The sequence below is a fragment of the Empedobacter stercoris genome, assembly GCF_025244765.1.
GTDB lineage: Bacteria > Bacteroidota > Bacteroidia > Flavobacteriales > Weeksellaceae > Empedobacter > Empedobacter stercoris.
Window position 1 is genome coordinate 1,988,299 of the sequence record NZ_CP104209.1, and the last position, 20,668, is coordinate 2,008,966.

The following is a 20,668-nucleotide window of genomic DNA, read 5'->3' on the forward strand; positions in this document are numbered from 1 at the left end:
CTAAGTACTCTTTTTTTTAAAACAATAGGATTATGCACTTACAAATTATTACGCCAGAATTCGTAGTTTTCGATGCAGTAGTAGATGCTGTTACTTTACCAGGAAAAGATGGTGAATTTCAGTTATTAAACAACCACGCTCCTATCGTTGCAACTTTAGGTGAAGGAACAATCAAAATTTACGTTCACACAAAAACTTTCGAAGATTTCGATAATATTTCAGGTAAAGTTTATAGCTCTCCATCAAATGAGTCTACATTATTATTAGACATTAAAGGAGGAACAATTGAAATGAACAACAATAAAGTAATCGTTTTAGCAAACTAATTACTTTTTTTGAACAAATATTACAAAAGGAGATCAATTTTGATCTCCTTTTTTGTTTCCTCATAATTATACTCGATAATTTCTTCAAATAATATTCTATAAAATTTAGATTAATAGTTTTTCCAGTATTGATTTACCTATAAAATATAAACTTATTCTAATTAATTAAATATTATAGAAATGTTTTCTAAAAAATAGTTTTAATATTTTATAATTTAGAAAATAATTCTAATTTCACTTCATCAAAAAAGGAGTTACGAAAGGTAACCCAAAATGAGCTAAAATTTTTCAGATGAAGTACAATTCTCAAAAACATTCTTTTGGACACGGTGTCCTACTTCAAAATATTTATAATTGTGTCAATAGTAAAATCAGAATGTGTTATTGTTAATTTAATACAACAAACCTACTCTACCCTACAATTTAATTAATTATCACATTCAAATCATTTTATTATGTCAACAGAAAAAAAATTACATTTCGATACATTACAAGTTCACGCAGGTCAAGAAGTCGATCCAACAACAGGTTCGCGCGCAGTTCCTATTTATCAAACATCATCTTATGTTTTCAATGATGCAGAACATGGAGCAAATTTGTTTGCGTTAAAAGAATTTGGAAATATTTATACACGAATTCAAAATCCAACAACAGACGTTTTTGAAAAACGTATCGCAGCATTAGAAGGTGGTGTTGCCGCTTTAGCAGTTGCATCTGGTCAAGCAGCACAATTTATTGCATTAAATAATATTTTAGAATCTGGTGATAACTTCGTTTCTGCTTCTAATCTTTATGGAGGAACATACAATCAATTCAAAGTTGGTTTTAAACGTTTAGGTGTCGAAGTACGTTTCGCAGAAAATGCAGATCCTGCGATTATCGAATCATTAATTGACGAAAATACAAAAGCAATCTATACTGAAACAATCGGAAACCCGAGTTTCAACGTACCCGATTTCGAAGCAATTTCAGCTATTGCAAAAAAATATAACCTTCCTTTAATTGTTGATAACACATTTGGAGCTGGTGGCTATATTTTCAAACCATTAAAACACGGCGCAAATATTGTAGTCGAGTCTGCTACAAAATGGATCGGTGGGCACGGAACTTTTATTGGAGGCGTGATTGTAGATGGTGAAAATTACGATTGGGGCAACGGAAAGTTTCCACAATTTTCAGAACCATCGGAAGGTTATCATGGTTTAGTTTTTTCTGATGTTTTCGGAATTAATGGTCCTTTTGGAAATATTCAATTTATTATTCGTGCACGTGTCGAAGGTTTACGTGATTTTGATCCTGCCATTTCTCCATTCAATTCTTTTTTATTGATTCAAGGTTTAGAAACATTGTCATTAAGAGTGCAAAAACATTTGGACAATACGTTAGAAATTGCGCGTTGGTTAGAATCTCATCCGCAAGTCGAAAAAGTTAACTATCCTGGTCTAATTTCATCTCCAAGTCATCAATTGGCAAAAAAATATTTGGAAAATGGTTTCGGAGCGGTTCTTTCATTCGTAATCAAAGGAAATGCAGAACAAGCCAATCATTTTATAGATAGTTTAGAATTGATTAGTCATTTGGCAAATGTTGGCGATGCAAAATCTTTGATTATTCATCCGTCAGCAACAACTCATCAACAATTGAGTGATGAAGAACAACAATCTGCAGGTGTTTACCCAGGATTATTGCGTCTTTCTGTCGGTATAGAACACATCGATGACATCAAAAATGATCTTCAACAAGCGTTTGATAAAATTAAATAATCCGTTACTTTCGAATATAATTTAATAATGAATTTTCAACAATATCATTATAATCGACCTTTTCAATTAGAAAATGGTCAAACTTTAGAAAATTTAACCATTGCCTATCACACGGCAGGAACTTTAAACAACAAGAAAGATAATATCATTTGGGTTTGCCATGCACTTACGGCAAACTCAGATGTTTTTGATTGGTGGGCAGGTCTTTTTGGAGAAAATGATTTATTTAATCCAAAAGATCATTTTATTATTTGTGCAAATGTCATTGGATCCAATTACGGAACCACAAATCCAATGTCTATAAATCCGGCTACAAATACGCCTTATTACAGAGATTTTCCAACGATCACAATAAAAGACATGGCCAATGCGCATCAACTTTTAGCCGATTATTTAGGAATTTCGACCATTCATTTGTTAATAGGCGGTTCGCTTGGTGGTCAACAAGCCTTAGAATTTACTTTGCTTGACAAGTTAAAGGTAGATAATTTGGTTTTGCTGGCAACAAATGCAGTTCATTCTCCGTGGGGAATTGCGTTCAACGAATCTCAGCGTTTGGCAATAGAAGCCGATCCAACTTTTAATGATATGACAGAAGATGGAGGGAAAAATGGATTGATTGCGGCGCGAACAATTGCGATGCTTTCTTATCGCACCTATTCTATATATAATGAAAAGCAAAAAGATGATCATTCGGTTTATACTGATTTCAAAGCGTCATCCTATCAAAAATACCAAGGACAGAAATTAGCAAACCGATTTAATGCGCACTCCTATTGGACGCTTTCCAAAGCCATGGATTCACAAAATATTGCTCGAAATCGAAAAAGTTTAGAGAATTCACTTGCTCAAATTTCGTCTAAAACCCTTGTGATTGGTATTTCTTCGGATATTTTATTCCCACCTACGGAGCAAAAATTTATCGCGAATCATATTCCAAATGCAACATATACCGAAATAGAATCTTTATTTGGACACGATGGTTTTTTGGTTGAACTCAAAGAATTGAATAAAATCCTAAATCATTTCGTCTAAATAATAAATGAAGCTCGAATTTTTTAAGCTTTTTATGACTAATTTATTTCGCTTTGCGAAACCTTTCCCGAGTCCATAACCCAAAAGTAGCCGCTGCCCATTTGCTTGATTCAGCAAATCGTCACCGCCTAATCATTCCATGCAGTGAAAATACAAACCTCGCGCGCAATGAGTTTCCTTTTTTTAAAACTATAAACCGTCCAAAAAAAGTATTGTATACACTCTACTGCCACTCTACTGCCACTATGTTGCCTTTATCCTGCCTTCATCCTGCCTTTAAGTAGCGAGTAAGCTTGAGGATGTAGCTGATTTTCACGAAACTTAAATCAAAATTATGACTAAAAATATTAGTTCTATTTTTTAAGTAGCGTAGGGTATTTTACTTTCATTTCAATAGTGACTGGAACTCAAGGTTGGAAAAATATGTTTGATAGTCTAAAAAATATAAAATAAAATTCACTCGATTTTTATATGTTTTTATGGCCAATTATAATTTCAGAATACGCTTATTTGTTAACGTAAAACTTTATTTGAATTTAAAATCATACAAAAAAAATCCACAAACAATTCTAAATACGCAATTAATTATTGTGTTTAATTTATTTTCAACAAGTAATGTTTATTTTAACTTTTTATTTGGTTTTTATAGAAAGTTGCGTATATTCGAGAGTTGGCTGATATTTTTTTAAAAAACTCTTATGAAAATTCATTTACTCCTAATATTAAGTCTTTTTATTTCCTGCAATAATTTTGAAAATAAGTTTTTTAAAGAATTAGAAGAAGCTAATAATAAATATGAAAAGACTAAAACTAAACAAATTTTTGACTTTTCTAAGATAACCAACTTTGATTGGGATTATTTTCAATATATAAGAGGTAATGAAAGTGTTCCTATATTTTCAAATGAAATCGAAAGAGATTTAAATTTAAATTTTAAGACAAAGGATTTAGATCTTAATAAAACAAGATTTTATTTTTATAAAGACAAAAAATTAATCAGAGAAATTGAAATTAACACTCCAGATTTTGAGACTCCCTATTTTACTTTTAAGTTTTGTAAAAGCAATAAAATATATAAATCAGAAAGTATATTTTACCTAACTAAATTATCTGAAACTATTTTACAACCAAGCTGCAATCAATAAAAACATCAGCTAACATAGTATTTCGCGAAAAACGGACTGAAAGTAAACTTTTATATCATAATTTTCCGCTCACAAAATTGCTTTTCTTAAAACAATACACTAATTTAGTTTTAACCAAGCAATTTGCTTGAACGGACGAACTTGAACTTCGTTCAAATTCTCTCCCGTTCTTCGCAAATACTCGGCTCGTTATACGATATTTTAAAGAAACTGCTTAAAATTGAAACTATAAAATTTATAAAAATGAAATTTCCTTTTTCAAAAAAATCTGTCAATAAAAATCTCTATTTAGGAATACTTTGGATTATAATAGCAATTATTTATTAGCATATGATAATATTAAATGGTATTTCTATCCAACTTTAATATTAGGAATTATATATTTAGGAATTTATGTTTATGAATTTCAACTAAATTATATTGAAATATCTGAAAATAAAATTATTATAAATTCATTACCCAGAAAAGAATTAAATTTGAACGAAATTTTTGATATTAAATATTTTGCAGGAGATTATATATTGAGTACACCCAATAATTCTATTAAAATTATAAAATCTCAAATTTCTAAAGAACATATCTCAGAATTTGAGGAATATATTAATGTCTTTCAAATTAACTTAAATAAAAACGTCGTATAACAACTAATCTTCCTTCTTGCCAGAAAGACAGAAAGTAAATACTTGTTGAGGAACCTGTAATTAGAACTACCATATACTATATAGATAAAGTTTAGCTCGACTTTATTAATTAATATCGGAACTTTTCCCGAGTCGTTAACCACAAAGTAGACATTTTACTTTTATTTATAAGTAATAAAAACAAAACGTCTAATCATTTTGTATAGTAAAAACGATGTTTTCGAGTCAGAAATCTACTATCTAGTTTCTCAAATCTAAAAATCTCAAAAAATATTTCCCGTCATAACAGTCAGTTAGGGATAGAAAGTAAAATAAATGTAAAATGCGTTTGGAAGTTCGGAAAAATGGGTTGTATATTTGCAATCCCAATACGAAAGACGAGTAGTATTGTAGTTGACATAAAGTAAAACAAGCGACAAAAATTTTAAAAAATAAATTTTGTTGAATTAGAAATAAGTTTTACCTTTGCAAACGCAAATCACGAGAGTGATTTTGCTGCGAAGTAAATTGACTTATTGAAATAAAAACTTTAAAATTTTTAAAATAAAATTTGGTAGTTAAGAAATAAGTTTTACCTTTGCAACCGCTTACAGAAACAGCGATGTTTTGTAAGTTATAAACTGAGAAGTTCATTTGAAATTATAATATATACAGAAGAAAAAATAAGCCGAATAATAACGAAGTCAATCCTTGAATAATGGAGCTTAAGGAAATTCGAAGTTGTAAAAACATAAGTCTTATAGACTAAACAAAATAATTTACAATGGAGAGTTTGATCCTGGCTCAGGATGAACGCTAGCGGGAGGCCTAACACATGCAAGCCGAGGGGTATAATTCTTTCGGGAATTAGAGACCGGCGCACGGGTGAGTAACGCGTATGCAACTTGCCCTACTGAAAAGGATAGCCCTTCGAAAGGAGGATTAATACTTTATAATAGATTTCATAGCATTATGGAGTTTTGAAAGATTTATCGCAGTAGGATAGGCATGCGTAAGATTAGATAGTTGGTGAGGTAACGGCTCACCAAGTCGACGATCTTTAGGGGGCCTGAGAGGGTGAACCCCCACACTGGTACTGAGACACGGACCAGACTCCTACGGGAGGCAGCAGTGAGGAATATTGGACAATGGGTGGAAGCCTGATCCAGCCATCCCGCGTGTAGGAAGACGGCCTTATGGGTTGTAAACTACTTTTATCTGGGGATAAACCTATCTACGAGTAGATAGCTGAAGGTACCAGAAGAATAAGCACCGGCTAACTCCGTGCCAGCAGCCGCGGTAATACGGAGGGTGCAAGCGTTATCCGGATTTATTGGGTTTAAAGGGTCCGTAGGCGGATTAATCAGTCAGTGGTGAAATCTCATAGCTTAACTATGAAACTGCCATTGATACTGTTAGTCTTGAGTAATGTTGAAGTTGCTGGAATGTGTAGTGTAGCGGTGAAATGCTTAGATATTACGCAGAACACCAATTGCGAAGGCAGGTGACTAAACATTAACTGACGCTGATGGACGAAAGCGTGGGGAGCGAACAGGATTAGATACCCTGGTAGTCCACGCCGTAAACGATGGATACTTGCTGTTGGATTTTCGGATTCAGTGGCTAAGCGAAAGTTATAAGTATCCCACCTGGGGAGTACGTTCGCAAGAATGAAACTCAAAGGAATTGACGGGGGCCCGCACAAGCGGTGGAGCATGTGGTTTAATTCGATGATACGCGAGGAACCTTACCAAGGCTTAAATGCATAATGACAGGACTAGAAATAGTTTTTTCTTCGGACAGAATGCAAGGTGCTGCATGGCTGTCGTCAGCTCGTGCCGTGAGGTGTTAGGTTAAGTCCTGCAACGAGCGCAACCCCTATCATTAGTTGCCAGCGTTTAAAGACGGGGACTCTAATGAGACTGCCGGTGCAAACCGCGAGGAAGGTGGGGACGACGTCAAGTCATCACGGCCCTTACGTCTTGGGCTACACACGTGCTACAATGGTAAGTACAGAGGGCAGCTACCTAGCGATAGGATGCGAATCTCGAAAACTTATCTCAGTTCGGATTGGAGTCTGCAACTCGACTCTATGAAGCTGGAATCGCTAGTAATCGCATATCAGCCATGATGCGGTGAATACGTTCCCGGGCCTTGTACACACCGCCCGTCAAGCCATGGAAGCTGGGGGTACCTGAAGTCGGTGACCGTAACAGGAGCTGCCTAGGGTAAAACTGGTAACTAGGGCTAAGTCGTAACAAGGTAGCCGTACCGGAAGGTGCGGCTGGAACATCTCATATTTAGAGAACGACGAATTTTCTTCTATTAATTAGAAGATTGATTTTGATTCGGCTTTTTATTCTGTATAAACTATAAATATAGACCACTCTTTAAGAGTATTAAAGAGTCTCATAGCTCAGCTGGTTAGAGCGCTACACTGATAATGTAGAGGTCGGCAGTTCGAGTCTGCCTGAGACTACTAAATAACATAAAGAGGGGGATTAGCTCAGCTGGCTAGAGCGCTTGCCTTGCACGCAAGAGGTCATCGGTTCGACTCCGATATTCTCCACGAATTAATGAGTTAATTCGAGAATTGATTAATGAGATAATTATCACATTATTACATTTTCAAATTATCACATTAAAGAAGAGTTCATTGACATTATTAGAAACAGATTATAATTTAATAATTATAATCGCATACAATCAAAAACAAACAGATTTAGAAATAAATACAAAAGTTTTAAAAAGGTATACAATTAATCAATAAAACGAGTAAGATTAACATAACCGCTCAATAATATGACGGTTAAATCGAGAAAAAAGTTACAAAGGGCGTACGGCGGATGCCTAGGCTTTGAGAGGCGATGAAGGACGTGATAAGCTGCGATAAGCTTCGGGGAGTGGCACATACACATTATATCCGAAGATTTCCGAATGGGACAACCCGGCATGTTGAAGACATGTCACTGCGTAAGCAGAGCGAACGTTGGGAACTGAAACATCTAAGTACCAATAGGAAAAGAAATCAATTGAGATTCCGTAAGTAGTGGCGAGCGAACGCGGATTAGCCCTAAAGACTTTATAAGGATAACAGAATAACCTGGAAAGGTTAACCGAAGAGGGTGATAGTCCCGTAAGTGAAATTTTTATAATGTTGATAACGAGTAAGGCGGAACACGAGAAATTCTGTCCGAATATGGGAGGACCATCTTCCAAGGCTAAATACTCCTCAAAGACCGATAGTGAACTAGTACTGTGAAGGAAAGGTGAAAAGCATTTCGAATAGAAAGTTGAAATAGAACCTGAAACCGTACGCCTACAAGCGGTCGGAGCACTAAAGTGTGACGGCGTGCCTTTTGCATAATGAGCCTACGAGTTAATGTTGCTGGCAAGGTTAAGGACTTCAGGTCCGGAGCCGTAGCGAAAGCGAGTCTGAATAGGGCGTTATAGTCAGTAGTATTAGACGCGAAACCTTGTGATCTACCCATGGGCAGGTTGAAGCTTTGGTAACACAAAGTGGAGGACCGAACCGGTTGACGTTGAAAAGTCTTCGGATGACCTGTGGGTAGGGGTGAAAGGCCAATCAAACTGGGAAATAGCTCGTACTCCCCGAAATGCATTTAGGTGCAGCGTTTAGTTAAGTATATTAGAGGTAGAGCTACTGATTGGATGCGGGGGCTTCACCGCCTACCAATTCCTGACAAACTCCGAATGCTAATATATGTTTCTATGCAGTGAGGGCATGGGTGCTAAGGTCCATGTCCGAGAGGGAAAGAACCCAGACCATCAGCTAAGGTCCCCAAATATATGCTAAGTTGAGAAAACGCGGTTGGATTGCATTGACAGCTAGGATGTTAGCTTGGAAGCAGCTATTCATTTAACGAGTGCGTAACAGCTCACTAGTCGAGCGATCCGGCATGGATAATAATCGGGCATAAGCATATTACCGAAGCTATGGATTCATACTTATGTATGACTGGTAGGGGAGCATTCTAACGGCGCAGAAGTCACCTGGTAATGGGTGGTGGAGCTTTTAGAAAAGAAAATGTAGGCATGAGTAACGATAAAATAAGTGAGAAACTTATTCGCCGTAAGACTAAGGATTCCTCAGCTATGCTAATCAGCTGAGGGTTAGTCGGGACCTAACACGCACCCTTTGGGGGAAGTGGATGGCAAACGGGTTAATATTCCCGTACCTGCACTCAATAAAAGTGACGAATGATTGTAGGAGGTGCGTACTGACGGAATAGTACGTTGAACCTACGTAAAGTAGGGATAGTACACGAAGGTTTCGGCTGGAGTGATAATCCTCTGAAAATTGTTCCAAGAAATAGCGAGATGTGCAGCCCGTACCGTAAACCGACACAGGTGGTCGAGGAGAGTATCCTAAGGCGCTCGAGCGATTCATGGTTAAGGAATTAGGCAAAATAGACCTGTAACTTCGGGAGAAAGGTCGCTGTCAGCAATGACAGCCTCAGTAAAAAGGCCCAGGCGACTGTTTATCAAAAACACAGGACTCTGCAAAATAGAAATATGACGTATAGGGTCTGACACCTGCCCGGTGCTGGAAGGTTAAGGAAGGAGCTTAGAGGTAACTCGAAGGTTTTGACTGAAGCCCCAGTAAACGGCGGCCGTAACTATAACGGTCCTAAGGTAGCGAAATTCCTTGTCGGGTAAGTTCCGACCTGCACGAATGGTGTAACGATCTGGGCACTGTCTCAACCATGATCTCGGTGAAATTGTAGTATCGGTGAAGATGCCGGTTAATCGCAACGGGACGAAAAGACCCTGTGAACCTTTACTATAGCTTTGTATTGACTTCGGGTAAATAATGTGTAGGATAGGTGGGAGACTATGAATCAGTATCGCTAGGTATTGTGGAGTCATTGTTGAAATACCACCCTTTATTTACTTGGAGCCTAACTTCCTTTTAGGAAGGACAGTGCATGGTGGGTAGTTTGACTGGGGTGGTCGCCTCCAAAAGAGTAACGGAGGCTTTCAAAGGTACCCTCAGCACGCTTGGTAACCGTGCGTAGAGTGTAATGGCATAAGGGTGCTTGACTGTGAGACCAACAAGTCGATCAGGTGCGAAAGCAGGACATAGTGATCCGGTGGTTCCGTATGGAAGGGCCATCGCTCAAAGGATAAAAGGTACTCCGGGGATAACAGGCTAGTCTCCCCCAAGAGCTCACATCGACGGGGAGGTTCGGCACCTCGATGTCGGCTCGTCACATCCTGGGGCTGGAGAAGGTCCCAAGGGTTGGGCTGTTCGCCCATTAAAGTGGCACGCGAGCTGGGTTCAGAACGTCGTGAGACAGTTCGGTCTCTATCTGTTGTGATCGTTAGAAGTTTGAGCGGACTTGACTCTAGTACGAGAGGACCGTGTTGAACAAACCTCTGGTGTATCAGTTGTGCCGCCAGGTGCACCGCTGAGTAGCTACGTTTGGAAGAGATAAGCACTGAAAGCATATAAGTGCGAAACTCGCCGCAAGATTAGACTTCTTTAAAGGGTCGTTGTAGACTACAACGTTGATAGGCTATAGATGTAAAGGCAGCGATGTCATAGTCGAGTAGTACTAATTACCCATAGACTTTTTCTTAAAAGTACAACGAATCAAAGATAGTTGGTAGCGATACCAACCAAAATAAAAAGATTAAATACTAACATTGATTTAATCGTCATAGAGAAGGTTAGTTAATCTTATTTGGATTAAACATGTAATACCAGATTGTAAGAGTTTGTAAAATGTATTATGTAAAAAGTATTAAGTAATCACTTAATACAATAAAACATAAGACTTAATACAACATTTAATAATGTCAAAAAATATTAGGAACTAATACCTAATTAAAAATATTAGGGTGACTATAGCTGCAGGGCTCACCTCTTCCCATTCCGAACAGAGAAGTTAAGCCTGCCTGCGCCGATGGTACTGCGATTGCGGGAGAGTAGGTCGTCGCCAGTTTTTATCAAAAGCCTCAAGATTATTTCTTGAGGCTTTTTTTTGTTTATACTTTTTTGAGATGTTAGTAATTAGATATTAGAGCTTCACGAAGCTGAAATACGTTCTTTAGGTCTAAGTTCTCGATACAAAAATCACAGATTTTTACTCGAATTGACGAATAGTTGAGATTCTTCGTTAAACTCACAGAATGACAGATTTATTAACGTCTTATGGTTATAACTTAAAACCCGCGTTAGGGATAGTAGTGGAAATCCTTTTGTTTGACGAAGGATTTTGTTTTTAGGTACCTATGATACTCCAAACAAAAGATTGCAACGGATAGCCCGACCGAGCGTAGGAAATTTTACTATTTAATTATAATTTTGTTGGCGAGGGAACGCCCAGAAAGAAATTTTATAGAATATATGCAATTGATTTATATTTTGAATAAAAGTTTAATTGTTTATTCAAAATAATAACTTTATTTTTGGTTAACATTTGGTGCGAGCGTAATAGTTCGGTAACAGGGAATCAGGTGAAAATCCTGAACAGACCCGCTGCTGTAAGCTCCATATTTTTTAGAATATAAATTATCCACTGTTCTTTGTGAATGGGAAGGATTTTCTAAAAAAGGAGTAAGTCAGAAGACCTACCAAAATGATATGTTAATGCTTTCGGGGACTGAAGCGTGAAGAACAATTTTGGGATAGGTAAATGCCTATGTACTGACTTCATACACTCTCGTTAGCAACAATTAATTATTGCTAAATGAGAAATCTAAAAACTATAATTTATTGTTGCAGCTTGATTTTACTTTCATGTAATATTGCCTATGCGCAAATTTTTCGTGATAGTATATTAGAGCTTCAACAGGTTGATATTTCAACGACAAATACTAAAACTGTAGTTCCTGTTCAAGAATTAAAGGGAGAGCAATTACAGGCTTTGAATAGCCATTCTGTTGCCGACGCTGTTCGTTTCTTTTCTGGTGTACAAATCAAAGATTACGGTGGGGTAGGTGGATTGAAAACAATTGATGTTCGTGGAATGGGCTCTCAGCATGTTGGAGTGTTTTATGATGGTATTCAATTGGGAAATGCGCAGAACGGAATTATAGATTTAGGAAAATTTTCGTTGGACGATATGGAAGTTATTTCGTTATACATTGGTCAAAAAAGTAATATTTTTCAATCAGCAAAAGATTATGCGTCAGCTAATGCAATTTATTTAGAAACTAAGAAGCCTGTTTTTAGAGATAACAAAAGTACTAATATTACACTTCGATATAAATTAGGCTCTATTCAATTAATTAACCCTTCAACACGAATTGAACAAAAGATTTCTGATCGTTTATCAGCAGTTTTAAGCGCTGAATATATCAAAACGAATGGAGTGTATAAATTTCGTTATCAACGAAAAAATATGGACGGTTCTACAGCATATGATACAGTTTTGAGACGTCGAGATGGGCAAGTTGACGCGAAACGTGTTGAATTGGGATTATTCGGAAAAGGAAATCAATGCAATTGGAATGTAAAAGGTTATTTGTTTGATTCGGATCGGGGAATACCAGCAGCAATTGTAAGAGGTCGATTTGATGGGCGCGGACAAACATTAGTTGATAAAAATTATTTTGTTCAGGGAAAATTCGAAAAACGTTTCAATAATTTTCAGTCGAAGATTAATGCAAAGTTTGCATACGATTTTACACATTTTACAGATACCGTTTCTACCGTAAAAAATGAAAATAAATACATTCAACGGGAGTTTTATGTTTCGTGGGCAAATCTATATTCTATTAGCGATAAGTGGGATGTGAACGTTGCAACTGACTATCAGTTTAACAATTTAGATGCTGATTTAAAAGAATTTTCATATCCAACTCGTCACACAAATTTGATTGCTTTTGCTTCAACTTATCGTATGAATCGTTTGAGTTTACAAGGAAGTTTATTGGGAACTTTTGTGAAAGAATCGGTCGAAAAAAATACAAGCGCACAAGATAAAACTATTTGGACACCAACGATTATTGCAAATTACCAACCATTCAAATCACACGATTTTAACATTAGAGCATTTTATAAGCGAATTTTTAGAATGCCAACGTTCAACGATTTATATTACACGAGTATTGGTTATGCTAATCTTCGACCAGAATTTTCTACACAATATAATGTGGGATTTACCTATTCTAAATCATTTCATCGTTTCTTCAAAAATATTTCCATTCAAGCTGATGCTTACTACAACGAAGTTACCGATAAAATTGTAGCTGTTCCTTCGGGCAGTTTGTTTCGATTTACAATGATGAATCTTGGTCAAACAAGGATGAAAGGATTGGATATTAAACTGCGATCAACATTTAGTTTTGGTGAGATAGAGTTTTCGCCAATGTTGAACTATGGTTTTTTAGAAGCGTTAGATTATTCAAGTCCTACAAAAAGTTACTACAAAAATCAAATTCCATATACAGCCAAGCATAGCGGATCCTTTGTTTTAGGCGCTTCATACAAAACGTGGAATTTCAATTACAGTTTTATTTATGTGGGCGAACGATACAATGTGCATCAAGATAATAATAAATATAATCGACTTAATCCTTGGTTTACAAATGATTTGGGCGTGCATAAAGAATTTAAATTAAATCAAAATTCGTTCAAAATTTCTTTTGAATTAAACAATGTCTTGAATCAACAATACGATGTGATTTACAATTATCCAATGCCAGGGAGGCAATTCAAATTTATATTAAGCGCAAATTTATGAGATATTTTAAACAATTATTCGTCTGTTTATTAACAGCAACCACTTTTTATGCATGTCAGCAAGATACGTATTTAATCGAAAGTGAAGAAGATGGTGTAACAACTCCAGAAGAAACAGATGTCGCTGGATTTTATTTACTGAACGAAGGAAAGATGGGAAGCAATATGGCGACAATAGATTATATGGATTTTAAAACAGGCGTGTATAATCGAAACATTTATGCTTCAGCAAACCCTGAAGTAGTAAAAGAATTGGGCGATGTTGGAAATGATATTAAGATTTATGGTAACAAGCTATATGCGGTAATCAATGTGTCCAATTTTATCGAAGTAATGGATGTTAAAACTGCGAAGCATTTAGGAACAATTCCTTTAGAGAATGGGCGATACATCACATTTGCAAATGGAAAGGCGTATGCTACTTCGTATGCAGGTCCAGTCACGCTTGACCCGAAAGCGCCTTTAGGAAAAGTAGTAGAGATTGATACGATTAATTTATCCGTTACGCGTCAAGTGACTGTTGGGTATCAACCAGATGAATTGGAAGTGGTTGGAAATAATTTATATGTTGCAAATTCTGGTGGGTATAGAGTTCCAGATTATGATAGAACTATTTCGGTGATTGACTTGTCAACATTTAAAGAAACGAAAAAAATAGATGTTGAAGTGAATCTTCATCGTATCAAAAAAGATGCTGATGGCGATTTGTATGTCACTTCTCGTGGTAATTATAAAGATATTTCATCTAATCTTTTTGTAATTGATAGTAAGACACATCAAATCAAAAAGAAATTTGATATTCCAGTTTCTAACTTTACGATTGATGATGACAAGCTGTATTATTATTCGAATGAATTTAGCTATACAACTTTCGAATACACCAAATCTTATGGTGTAATTGATACCAAAACAGAACAAGTTATCAACAATACATTGGTGAATGATCCTGTGATTAACACTATCGAAACACCTTATGGAATCGCCATAAATCCAAAGACAAAAGACATTTTTATTACCGATGTTGGAAACTATGTTTCGATGGGTTATGTGTATTGTTTTGATAAAAATGGAGTCTTTAAATGGAAAACTGGAGCCGGAAATATTCCCGCTCATTTTGCTTTTGTTTACAAATAAAATTTACATATGAAAAATAAATCTATATTACTTTATTCAATTATTTCTTTGGGAGTAGTTGGAATTTACAGTTGTTCAGATGATGAATCAATTGATACTTCTTTATATGATGTTGCATTAAAAAGCGAGTATGAAGTTACTCGATTTAAGAATCTAAATATAGAAGCGAATACTCAAGGATTTGATAACGCAACTTATACTTGGAAAATAGGAGATTCAATTATTTCTACAACAGAAAAATTGGACTTTATTCCATTGAAATCTGGAGATTATAAATTAAAATTAATTGTTAAGAATAATTTAAAAAAGGATTCAGCAGTTTCAAATTTAAAAGTTAAAGATGTTTTAGAAAGTAAATACTCTTTTGATCGATTAAAGCTATATGATATTAAACCAGATTTAGATGATGAAACATTTAACTCATATACATGGAAACAAAATGGAGAAGTAATTGGAAGTTTAAAAGACTTACAATACATATCAGATATAGAAGGAGAATATAATTTAACATTAGAATTAAAAGGAAAATATAATGTAGACGTTTCTACGAAAATTAAGGTAAACAAAGAAACGTCTATTTATAGTAAATACATCGCACAAGTTTTTGATTATTTGCCATCAGTGGGACAGTTTGTGAATAAACTTCCAGCATATGTAGAAGGGGATACACAAGTTGAAATGACGGCTAAAGCAGGAAAAGAGTTAATTGGCAAAGAAGGCGGAATGATCACATTAGGTGGATTTGGTGGTTATGTCGTTTTTGGTTTTGATCATACAATTATGAATCACGCGAATAAACGCGATTTCAAAGTTTTAGGAAATGGATTTGCCGGATCATCTGAGCCAGGAATTATCATGGTTGCCTATGATAAAAATAAAAATGGTAAACCTGACGAAGATGAATGGTACGAAATCGCAGGAAGCGAATATCAAAATCCAAACACAATCAAAAATTATTCGATTGTTTTTCAAAAACCAACTGTTGAAGATGTAATTCCAAATCCTGAATATATAAAATGGACCGATAATCAAGGGAATTCAGGGTTTAAAACCAAGAATATTTACCATAAGCAATCGTATTATCCATTATGGTATAAGCAAAATGAACTGAAATTTTCAGGAACACTTTTACCTAATAATTATACCGAAAACAATGGAATTTGGACAGGAAAACAATATGCATATGGTTATGCAGATAATGCTCAAAATGATTCGGAGGATTCAAACATTGACATTGATTGGGCTGTCGATAAAAATGGAAACCCTGTCAAATTAATGGGAATTGATTTTATCAAAATTTACACAGGAACTAATCAGGAAGCGGGGTGGTTAGGCGAAATCTCGACTGAAGTAACTGGAGCTTACGATTTACATTTATAACATAACATTTTTAAATATTTTTCATCCGAAGCCATGAATCAATTGATAATGGTTTCGGATATCTTAAAAACAACACATGAAAAAACTTTTACTTTCAATTATTTCGATTGTAGCAATACAAACAAGCTTTGCACAAACAAAGGAATACACAAACGGTGTTTTTATCTTGAACGAAGATTGGTTTGGTCATTCAAATGGATCAATCAATTTTTTGAATCAAGATCATACAGTTGATTATAACATTTACAAAACGGCAAATCCAAACGAAGAATTAGGTGTCACGCCTCCTTTTGCAACAATTTATGGTGACAATTTTTATATTGTTTCAAAACAAGGAAATCGTTTGGTTGTCGCAGATGCTAAAAATTTAGAACAAAAAGCGAGCTTTACTAACATTGGTGGAGATGGAAGAAGTTTTGTGGGTGTAGATACTAAAACAGGATATATAGGAACTATGAGCGGACTATATTTATTTGATATTGAAAACATGGTGCAAGGAGCATTAATCGAAGGTACTGATAAAGTTGGTGCGTTGGCGAATATGATTCGTACATCGACTTATGTTTTTGCTGTTACTCAAAAAGGTGGAATCTTAGTTATCGATCCTAAAGCGCATACAATAAAGCAAACGATAACAGGAAATTTTATTTCTGTTGTACAAACAAAAGATGGGAATGTTTGGGGAGCTTTGGCGAATAAGTTAGTTAAAATAGACCCTGTTAGTTTAGCAACATCCGAAGTTGCGATTCCTACGAAAACCATCCCAAACACATGGGGAGCGTGGAACGCAGGTAGTTTTAGTGCTTCATCCCAAGAGAATGCAATTTACTTTTTCCCTGGTGCTGGTTGGTCTATTAGTCCAACAATGGTGAAATATGATGTGGATAAAAACGAGTTTAACGAAAATTTTGCTACGATTCCTGGTCAAGATGAACAATATAAACAAGCTATTTATGGAGCAGGTTTACGTGTTGATCCTGTTACAGATGAGTTAATTGTAACAACAACAGAAAGTGGTTTTGGAAGTCATTATCAAAAAAACTGGATTCACAAATTTGACAACAAAGGAAATTTAACTAATACAATTCAATTAGAAGATTATTATTGGTTTCAATCATTGCCCGTTTTTCCAGATAACGCTGCACCGAAGATAAATGAGTTAGAAACAACATATCACATCAATTCTCCAACAGTAATTGACTTAAAGGATAAAGTTTCCGATGAAGATAATTTGGCAATTGCAATTGTTAAAGATTTAGAAATTCTCGAAAATGATAATGTGGCGGAAATTTCTATCAATGAAAAAGATGAGTTAGTCATCAATCCTTTAAAAAACGGAACAGCTAAAATTAAACTTTCTTTTAATTCGAATGGAAAAGTAGTCGCACAAACGATTTCAATTTCAACAGCTGTTTTAGGAACAAATGATTTGACGAAATCATTGATAAATGTTTACCCAAATCCTGTGAATAATATCTTGTTCATCGAAACAAAAGAAGAATCTAAGGCAGAAATCTTTGCACTTACAGGAACTAAAATTATGGAGAAAACACTTCAAAAAGGGAAGAATCAATTGGATGTTTCTTCTTTATTGAAAGGTGTTTATATCATAAAAGTTAACAACTCTACTTTCAAAGTAATCAAAAAGTAGTGTGTTATTTATTTGTGGAAAGAAGGTTGAGCAAGGCTCAACCTTTTTTGTTTAATAATAATTAATTGTGCGTTTTACATTATATTTTAATTCACCATCTGTTGAAATAGAAGCTTTTATCCAATTATTTTTCGAATCATATTCATACGAAACTTGATACGATGTTAAGAAGTTTTGTCCATTTCGAAATGATTGTTTCTTGAAGTTGACAATCTCATTTTTCGAATCAAAATCAGCCTGATAAACCAACATTTTATTGTGATCAAATGATTGTAGTTTTGAAATATTTCCATGATCAAAAAACATTATTTTGCTTGAGTTTCCAGCAACTTCTTCCTGAAAAACAGCTGTGTCTTTGTCGTAGATATAGTATATTTTTCGCCCTTTTTTTCCATCAAAAGAAGTCATCTCATCCAACACCAAGTGCCCTTTTTTATTATAAGTCAAATTGTTTTCAGAAATCGTAGCACCTTCTACTTTTGTTGTGATTTTATCTAACCTATTCGAATAATTAAAAACTGTTTCATAACTCGATTTAGATGTTTTTCCTTCATTTTTTTCAATCAAATTTATCAAGCGATTTTTATGGTCATAAACAAATGTTTTGTCTGCTGCAATTCGTTTTGGATCTTCATTATTGTTAATAACTGTATTCGTTTGTTTATCAATTAAATTCGAGTTGTTGTAGTCGTTATTAACATAGTTATAAACAGCTAATTTCCCTCGATAATCCAAATAATTGGTCCGTTTTTTTAACAAACCTTTCGAATTAAATTCTAACGAAATCTGATTATAAAATTCATTTTCCAAAAATGGTAAAGTAGTCGAATTTCCGTTCGCATCTGTAGCTGTTGAAACAACTTTTTCAACCTTTCCTTTTAGATTAAAATCAGCTAAAGTCGTTTTCACTTCATAGTCATTCGTCGAAATTTTTTGAGCAAAATTGACTTGTGATAAAACTAAACAAAGAGTTGTTAAAATTAATTTTTTCATATAAAATGGTTTGCCAAGGAAGTTTGTTAATACCCAACATTTATCTTTAATAAAGATACATATTTTTGAAAATGTTATTTTTTTTGTTAAAGTGCTGGTTATTAATTGTTGTTGAGAAATTTATAGATATCTTAATAGAATAATAAACATTTATAAAAATAATATTTATGAGTATTAAAGAACAACTTTTAACGCTAGCAACAGAAAAAAACTCTCCTTGTATTACGATTGCATTCAATACACATCGTACGAGCCCAGACAACCAACAAGACGCAATCAAACTAAAAAATTTAGCGAAAGAAGCGGAAGATAGATTATTGGAAATTCACTCCAAACGAGAAATTCCAGATATATTAGAAAAATTAGAAAATATAGCTGAAGAATTAGAAGTACATAAGAATTTAGAAAGTTTACACATTTATATTTCAAAGGACACGTTCGAATTTATACGTACTGATATTCCAATAACTCATGAAGGTGTTTGGATTGATGAAACGTTTCATATCAGACCTCTTATTAAAGTTATGAATCGTGTTACTGAATATTTGGTGCTGTATCTAACAAAAAAAGGGGTACACTTGTATCAAGCCATCAATGATTCGATTGTTCAAGAAATTGAAAATGATGATTTTCCATTTACAGAAAATAACTATAACCTTAGTAGTTTATTTAGCAAAACAGACGAGCAGAAAAACAAAATCAAAGACTTCTTTAATCAGATAGATAAATCAGTTCAGCGTGTAAACCCGGAAGGTAGTTTACGTTGCTTGGTCATTTCTACGGATGATAATTATGGTGAATTTATTGCCGAAGCAGATACGCCTAGTATATACTTAGGAAATATTTCTACCGATTTTAATTCACCAACGCAACAAAACGACTACATGGAAATTGCAGGTGAATTTATTAAAAATTATCAACACCAAAATCGAAAAAAATCGATCGAAGAAATGAGTGAAGCCGTAAGTAAAGGGCAAGTCTTAACAGATTTACAAGAAATTTATCAAGCTGCTATTGATGGTCGAGGAGATTTGTTAATTGTGCACCAAGATTACCAACAGCCAGTTCGTATGAAGGACGATCGTACATTTGATATTGTTTCCGACGCTACAGAACCAGGTGTTTTGGACGATGTCGTAAGTACTATTGCATGGGAAGTGATTGCAAAAAAAGGGAATACAATTTTTACTAGTCAAGAAGAAATAAAAGAACTAGGTAATATTGTTTTAAAAACGAGGTATTAATTCTTTGCGCTAAAATTTATTCTCCATCTTAATTGTTATTTTTTGTTAAATAACAATTAAGATGGAATTTTTACTCTCCTTGCTTCAACTCATACCAGTAACAATCCAACTCCCAAATATCAAAATGAAAAGTTTTGGTTACTTCAAAACCAATTTTTTCTAATACCTTTCGTGAACCTTCGTTGTCAACATGTGTTATCGCGTTTAGTTGAATATGCGACATATTTTTTTTGTAATAATCCATACAAGCCTTCGCAGCTTCGGTTGCATAACCTTTTCCCCATGCTTCTTTTCGGTAACGATATCCGATATCAATAAAGTCAAAGCGATTGTTCATAGCCTCTTCTTCAATAATATATTTAAAACCAGTCCAACCAATCATTTTACCAGTTTCTTTCACCACAACTGCCAATCGTCCATGTCCCAACTCATCGTATTGACGCTGTAAATCTTCAATAATTTGGCGAGTTTGCTCAATAGTCTTTACAGGTTCAGCCTTTAGGTAAACGTGCACTTCGGGTTGAGAATCCATTTCATAAAAATCGTGCAAATCATCCATCGTAATTGGGCGTATAATCAATCGCTCCGTCTCTAACGTTGGTAAATATTTCATGTTGCGTATTTATTTGGACTAAGATATTAATTTTTTTTGGGCGTTCCCTTC

11 protein-coding genes, 2 tRNA genes, 3 rRNA genes and 1 riboswitch are annotated in these 20,668 nt (G+C 34.8%); of the genes, 14 read left to right on the forward strand and 2 right to left on the reverse strand.

Annotated features, from left to right (window positions below):
• Positions 1 to 32 precede the first annotated feature (32 nt).
• From NZD85_RS09415 to NZD85_RS09480, 13 genes are all read left to right on the forward strand, one after another.
• Positions 33 to 326 carry a F0F1 ATP synthase subunit epsilon gene (locus NZD85_RS09415; RefSeq protein WP_171623425.1) on the forward strand — a complete coding sequence of 98 codons (294 nt, stop codon included), beginning with the start codon at positions 33 to 35 and terminating at the stop codon, positions 324 to 326.
• A 455-nt stretch (positions 327 to 781) separates the two neighbouring features.
• Positions 782 to 2,089 carry an O-acetylhomoserine aminocarboxypropyltransferase/cysteine synthase family protein gene (locus NZD85_RS09420; protein WP_260541578.1) on the forward strand — a complete coding sequence of 436 codons (1,308 nt, stop codon included), beginning with the start codon at positions 782 to 784 and terminating at the stop codon, positions 2,087 to 2,089.
• Positions 2,090 to 2,116: 27 nt separating this feature from the next.
• Entirely contained in the window at positions 2,117 to 3,124 is a 1,008-nt protein-coding gene (locus NZD85_RS09425) for a homoserine O-acetyltransferase family protein (RefSeq protein WP_225542616.1), read from the forward strand.
• Positions 3,125 to 3,822: 698 nt separating this feature from the next.
• The gene (locus NZD85_RS09430) at positions 3,823 to 4,269 is read left to right on the forward strand and encodes a hypothetical protein (protein ID WP_260541579.1); all 447 of its coding nucleotides are present in this window, start codon (positions 3,823 to 3,825) and stop codon (positions 4,267 to 4,269) included.
• A gap of 1,401 nt (positions 4,270 to 5,670) precedes the next feature.
• A 16S ribosomal RNA gene (locus NZD85_RS09435) occupies positions 5,671 to 7,189 on the forward strand.
• 105 nt (positions 7,190 to 7,294) lie between these two features.
• A tRNA-Ile gene (locus NZD85_RS09440) sits at positions 7,295 to 7,368 on the forward strand.
• A gap of 16 nt (positions 7,369 to 7,384) precedes the next feature.
• Positions 7,385 to 7,458: transfer RNA gene (locus tag NZD85_RS09445), tRNA-Ala, on the forward strand.
• A 250-nt stretch (positions 7,459 to 7,708) separates the two neighbouring features.
• Positions 7,709 to 10,492: ribosomal RNA gene (locus NZD85_RS09450) — 23S ribosomal RNA — on the forward strand.
• A gap of 258 nt (positions 10,493 to 10,750) precedes the next feature.
• Positions 10,751 to 10,858 (forward strand): 5S ribosomal RNA (rrf, locus tag NZD85_RS09455).
• Together the 16S, 23S and 5S rRNA genes with 2 tRNA genes alongside form the textbook arrangement of a ribosomal RNA operon.
• 461 nt (positions 10,859 to 11,319) lie before the next feature.
• Positions 11,320 to 11,509: riboswitch (cobalamin riboswitch) on the forward strand.
• A gap of 96 nt (positions 11,510 to 11,605) precedes the next feature.
• Positions 11,606 to 13,603, forward strand: a complete 1,998-nt coding sequence (locus tag NZD85_RS09460; protein ID WP_260541580.1) for a TonB-dependent receptor — start codon at positions 11,606 to 11,608, stop codon at positions 13,601 to 13,603.
• Positions 13,600 to 14,736 carry a YncE family protein gene (locus NZD85_RS09465; protein ID WP_260541581.1) on the forward strand — a complete coding sequence of 379 codons (1,137 nt, stop codon included), beginning with the start codon at positions 13,600 to 13,602 and terminating at the stop codon, positions 14,734 to 14,736. Before NZD85_RS09460 ends, NZD85_RS09465 begins: the two co-directional genes overlap by 4 nt.
• Positions 14,737 to 14,745: 9 nt before the next feature.
• Entirely contained in the window at positions 14,746 to 16,116 is a 1,371-nt protein-coding gene (locus tag NZD85_RS09475) for a PKD-like domain-containing protein (RefSeq protein WP_317619451.1), read from the forward strand.
• A 76-nt stretch (positions 16,117 to 16,192) separates the two neighbouring features.
• Complete coding sequence (locus NZD85_RS09480; RefSeq protein ID WP_260541582.1) at positions 16,193 to 17,767, forward strand: T9SS type A sorting domain-containing protein; 1,575 nt, start codon at positions 16,193 to 16,195, stop codon at positions 17,765 to 17,767.
• A gap of 51 nt (positions 17,768 to 17,818) precedes the next feature.
• Here the strand turns inward: NZD85_RS09480 and NZD85_RS09485 are convergent, their stop codons facing one another.
• Positions 17,819 to 18,760: a hypothetical protein gene (locus tag NZD85_RS09485; RefSeq protein ID WP_260541583.1), complete on the reverse strand. Its 942-nt coding sequence runs from the start codon at positions 18,758 to 18,760 to the stop codon at positions 17,819 to 17,821.
• 167 nt (positions 18,761 to 18,927) lie between these two features.
• On the opposite strand from NZD85_RS09485, the gene NZD85_RS09490 reads away from it, so the two are divergent.
• Positions 18,928 to 20,004 (forward strand): baeRF3 domain-containing protein, encoded by a 1,077-nt coding sequence (locus NZD85_RS09490; protein ID WP_171623552.1) that lies wholly within the window; start codon positions 18,928 to 18,930, stop codon positions 20,002 to 20,004.
• A gap of 70 nt (positions 20,005 to 20,074) precedes the next feature.
• On the opposite strand, the gene NZD85_RS09495 is transcribed toward NZD85_RS09490, so the two are convergent.
• Complete coding sequence (locus NZD85_RS09495; RefSeq protein ID WP_260541584.1) at positions 20,075 to 20,617, reverse strand: GNAT family N-acetyltransferase; 543 nt, start codon at positions 20,615 to 20,617, stop codon at positions 20,075 to 20,077.
• Between the last annotated feature and the right edge of the window lie 51 nt (positions 20,618 to 20,668).

Bases quoted from the DNA above. Each gene is read 5' to 3' on its own strand.
- NZD85_RS09460 (WP_260541580.1), top strand. From the start codon at position 11,606: ATGAGAAATCTAAAAACTATAATTTATTGTTGCAGCTTGATTTTACTT.
- NZD85_RS09465 (WP_260541581.1), top strand. From the start codon at position 13,600: ATGAGATATTTTAAACAATTATTCGTCTGTTTATTAACAGCAACCACT.
- NZD85_RS09495 (WP_260541584.1), bottom strand. From the start codon at position 20,617: ATGAAATATTTACCAACGTTAGAGACGGAGCGATTGATTATACGCCCA.
- NZD85_RS09475 (WP_317619451.1), top strand. From the start codon at position 14,746: ATGAAAAATAAATCTATATTACTTTATTCAATTATTTCTTTGGGAGTA.
- NZD85_RS09415 (WP_171623425.1), top strand. From the start codon at position 33: ATGCACTTACAAATTATTACGCCAGAATTCGTAGTTTTCGATGCAGTA.
- NZD85_RS09425 (WP_225542616.1), top strand. From the start codon at position 2,117: ATGAATTTTCAACAATATCATTATAATCGACCTTTTCAATTAGAAAAT.
- NZD85_RS09420 (WP_260541578.1), top strand. From the start codon at position 782: ATGTCAACAGAAAAAAAATTACATTTCGATACATTACAAGTTCACGCA.
- NZD85_RS09485 (WP_260541583.1), bottom strand. From the start codon at position 18,760: ATGAAAAAATTAATTTTAACAACTCTTTGTTTAGTTTTATCACAAGTC.
- NZD85_RS09480 (WP_260541582.1), top strand. From the start codon at position 16,193: ATGAAAAAACTTTTACTTTCAATTATTTCGATTGTAGCAATACAAACA.
- NZD85_RS09490 (WP_171623552.1), top strand. From the start codon at position 18,928: ATGAGTATTAAAGAACAACTTTTAACGCTAGCAACAGAAAAAAACTCT.
- NZD85_RS09430 (WP_260541579.1), top strand. From the start codon at position 3,823: ATGAAAATTCATTTACTCCTAATATTAAGTCTTTTTATTTCCTGCAAT.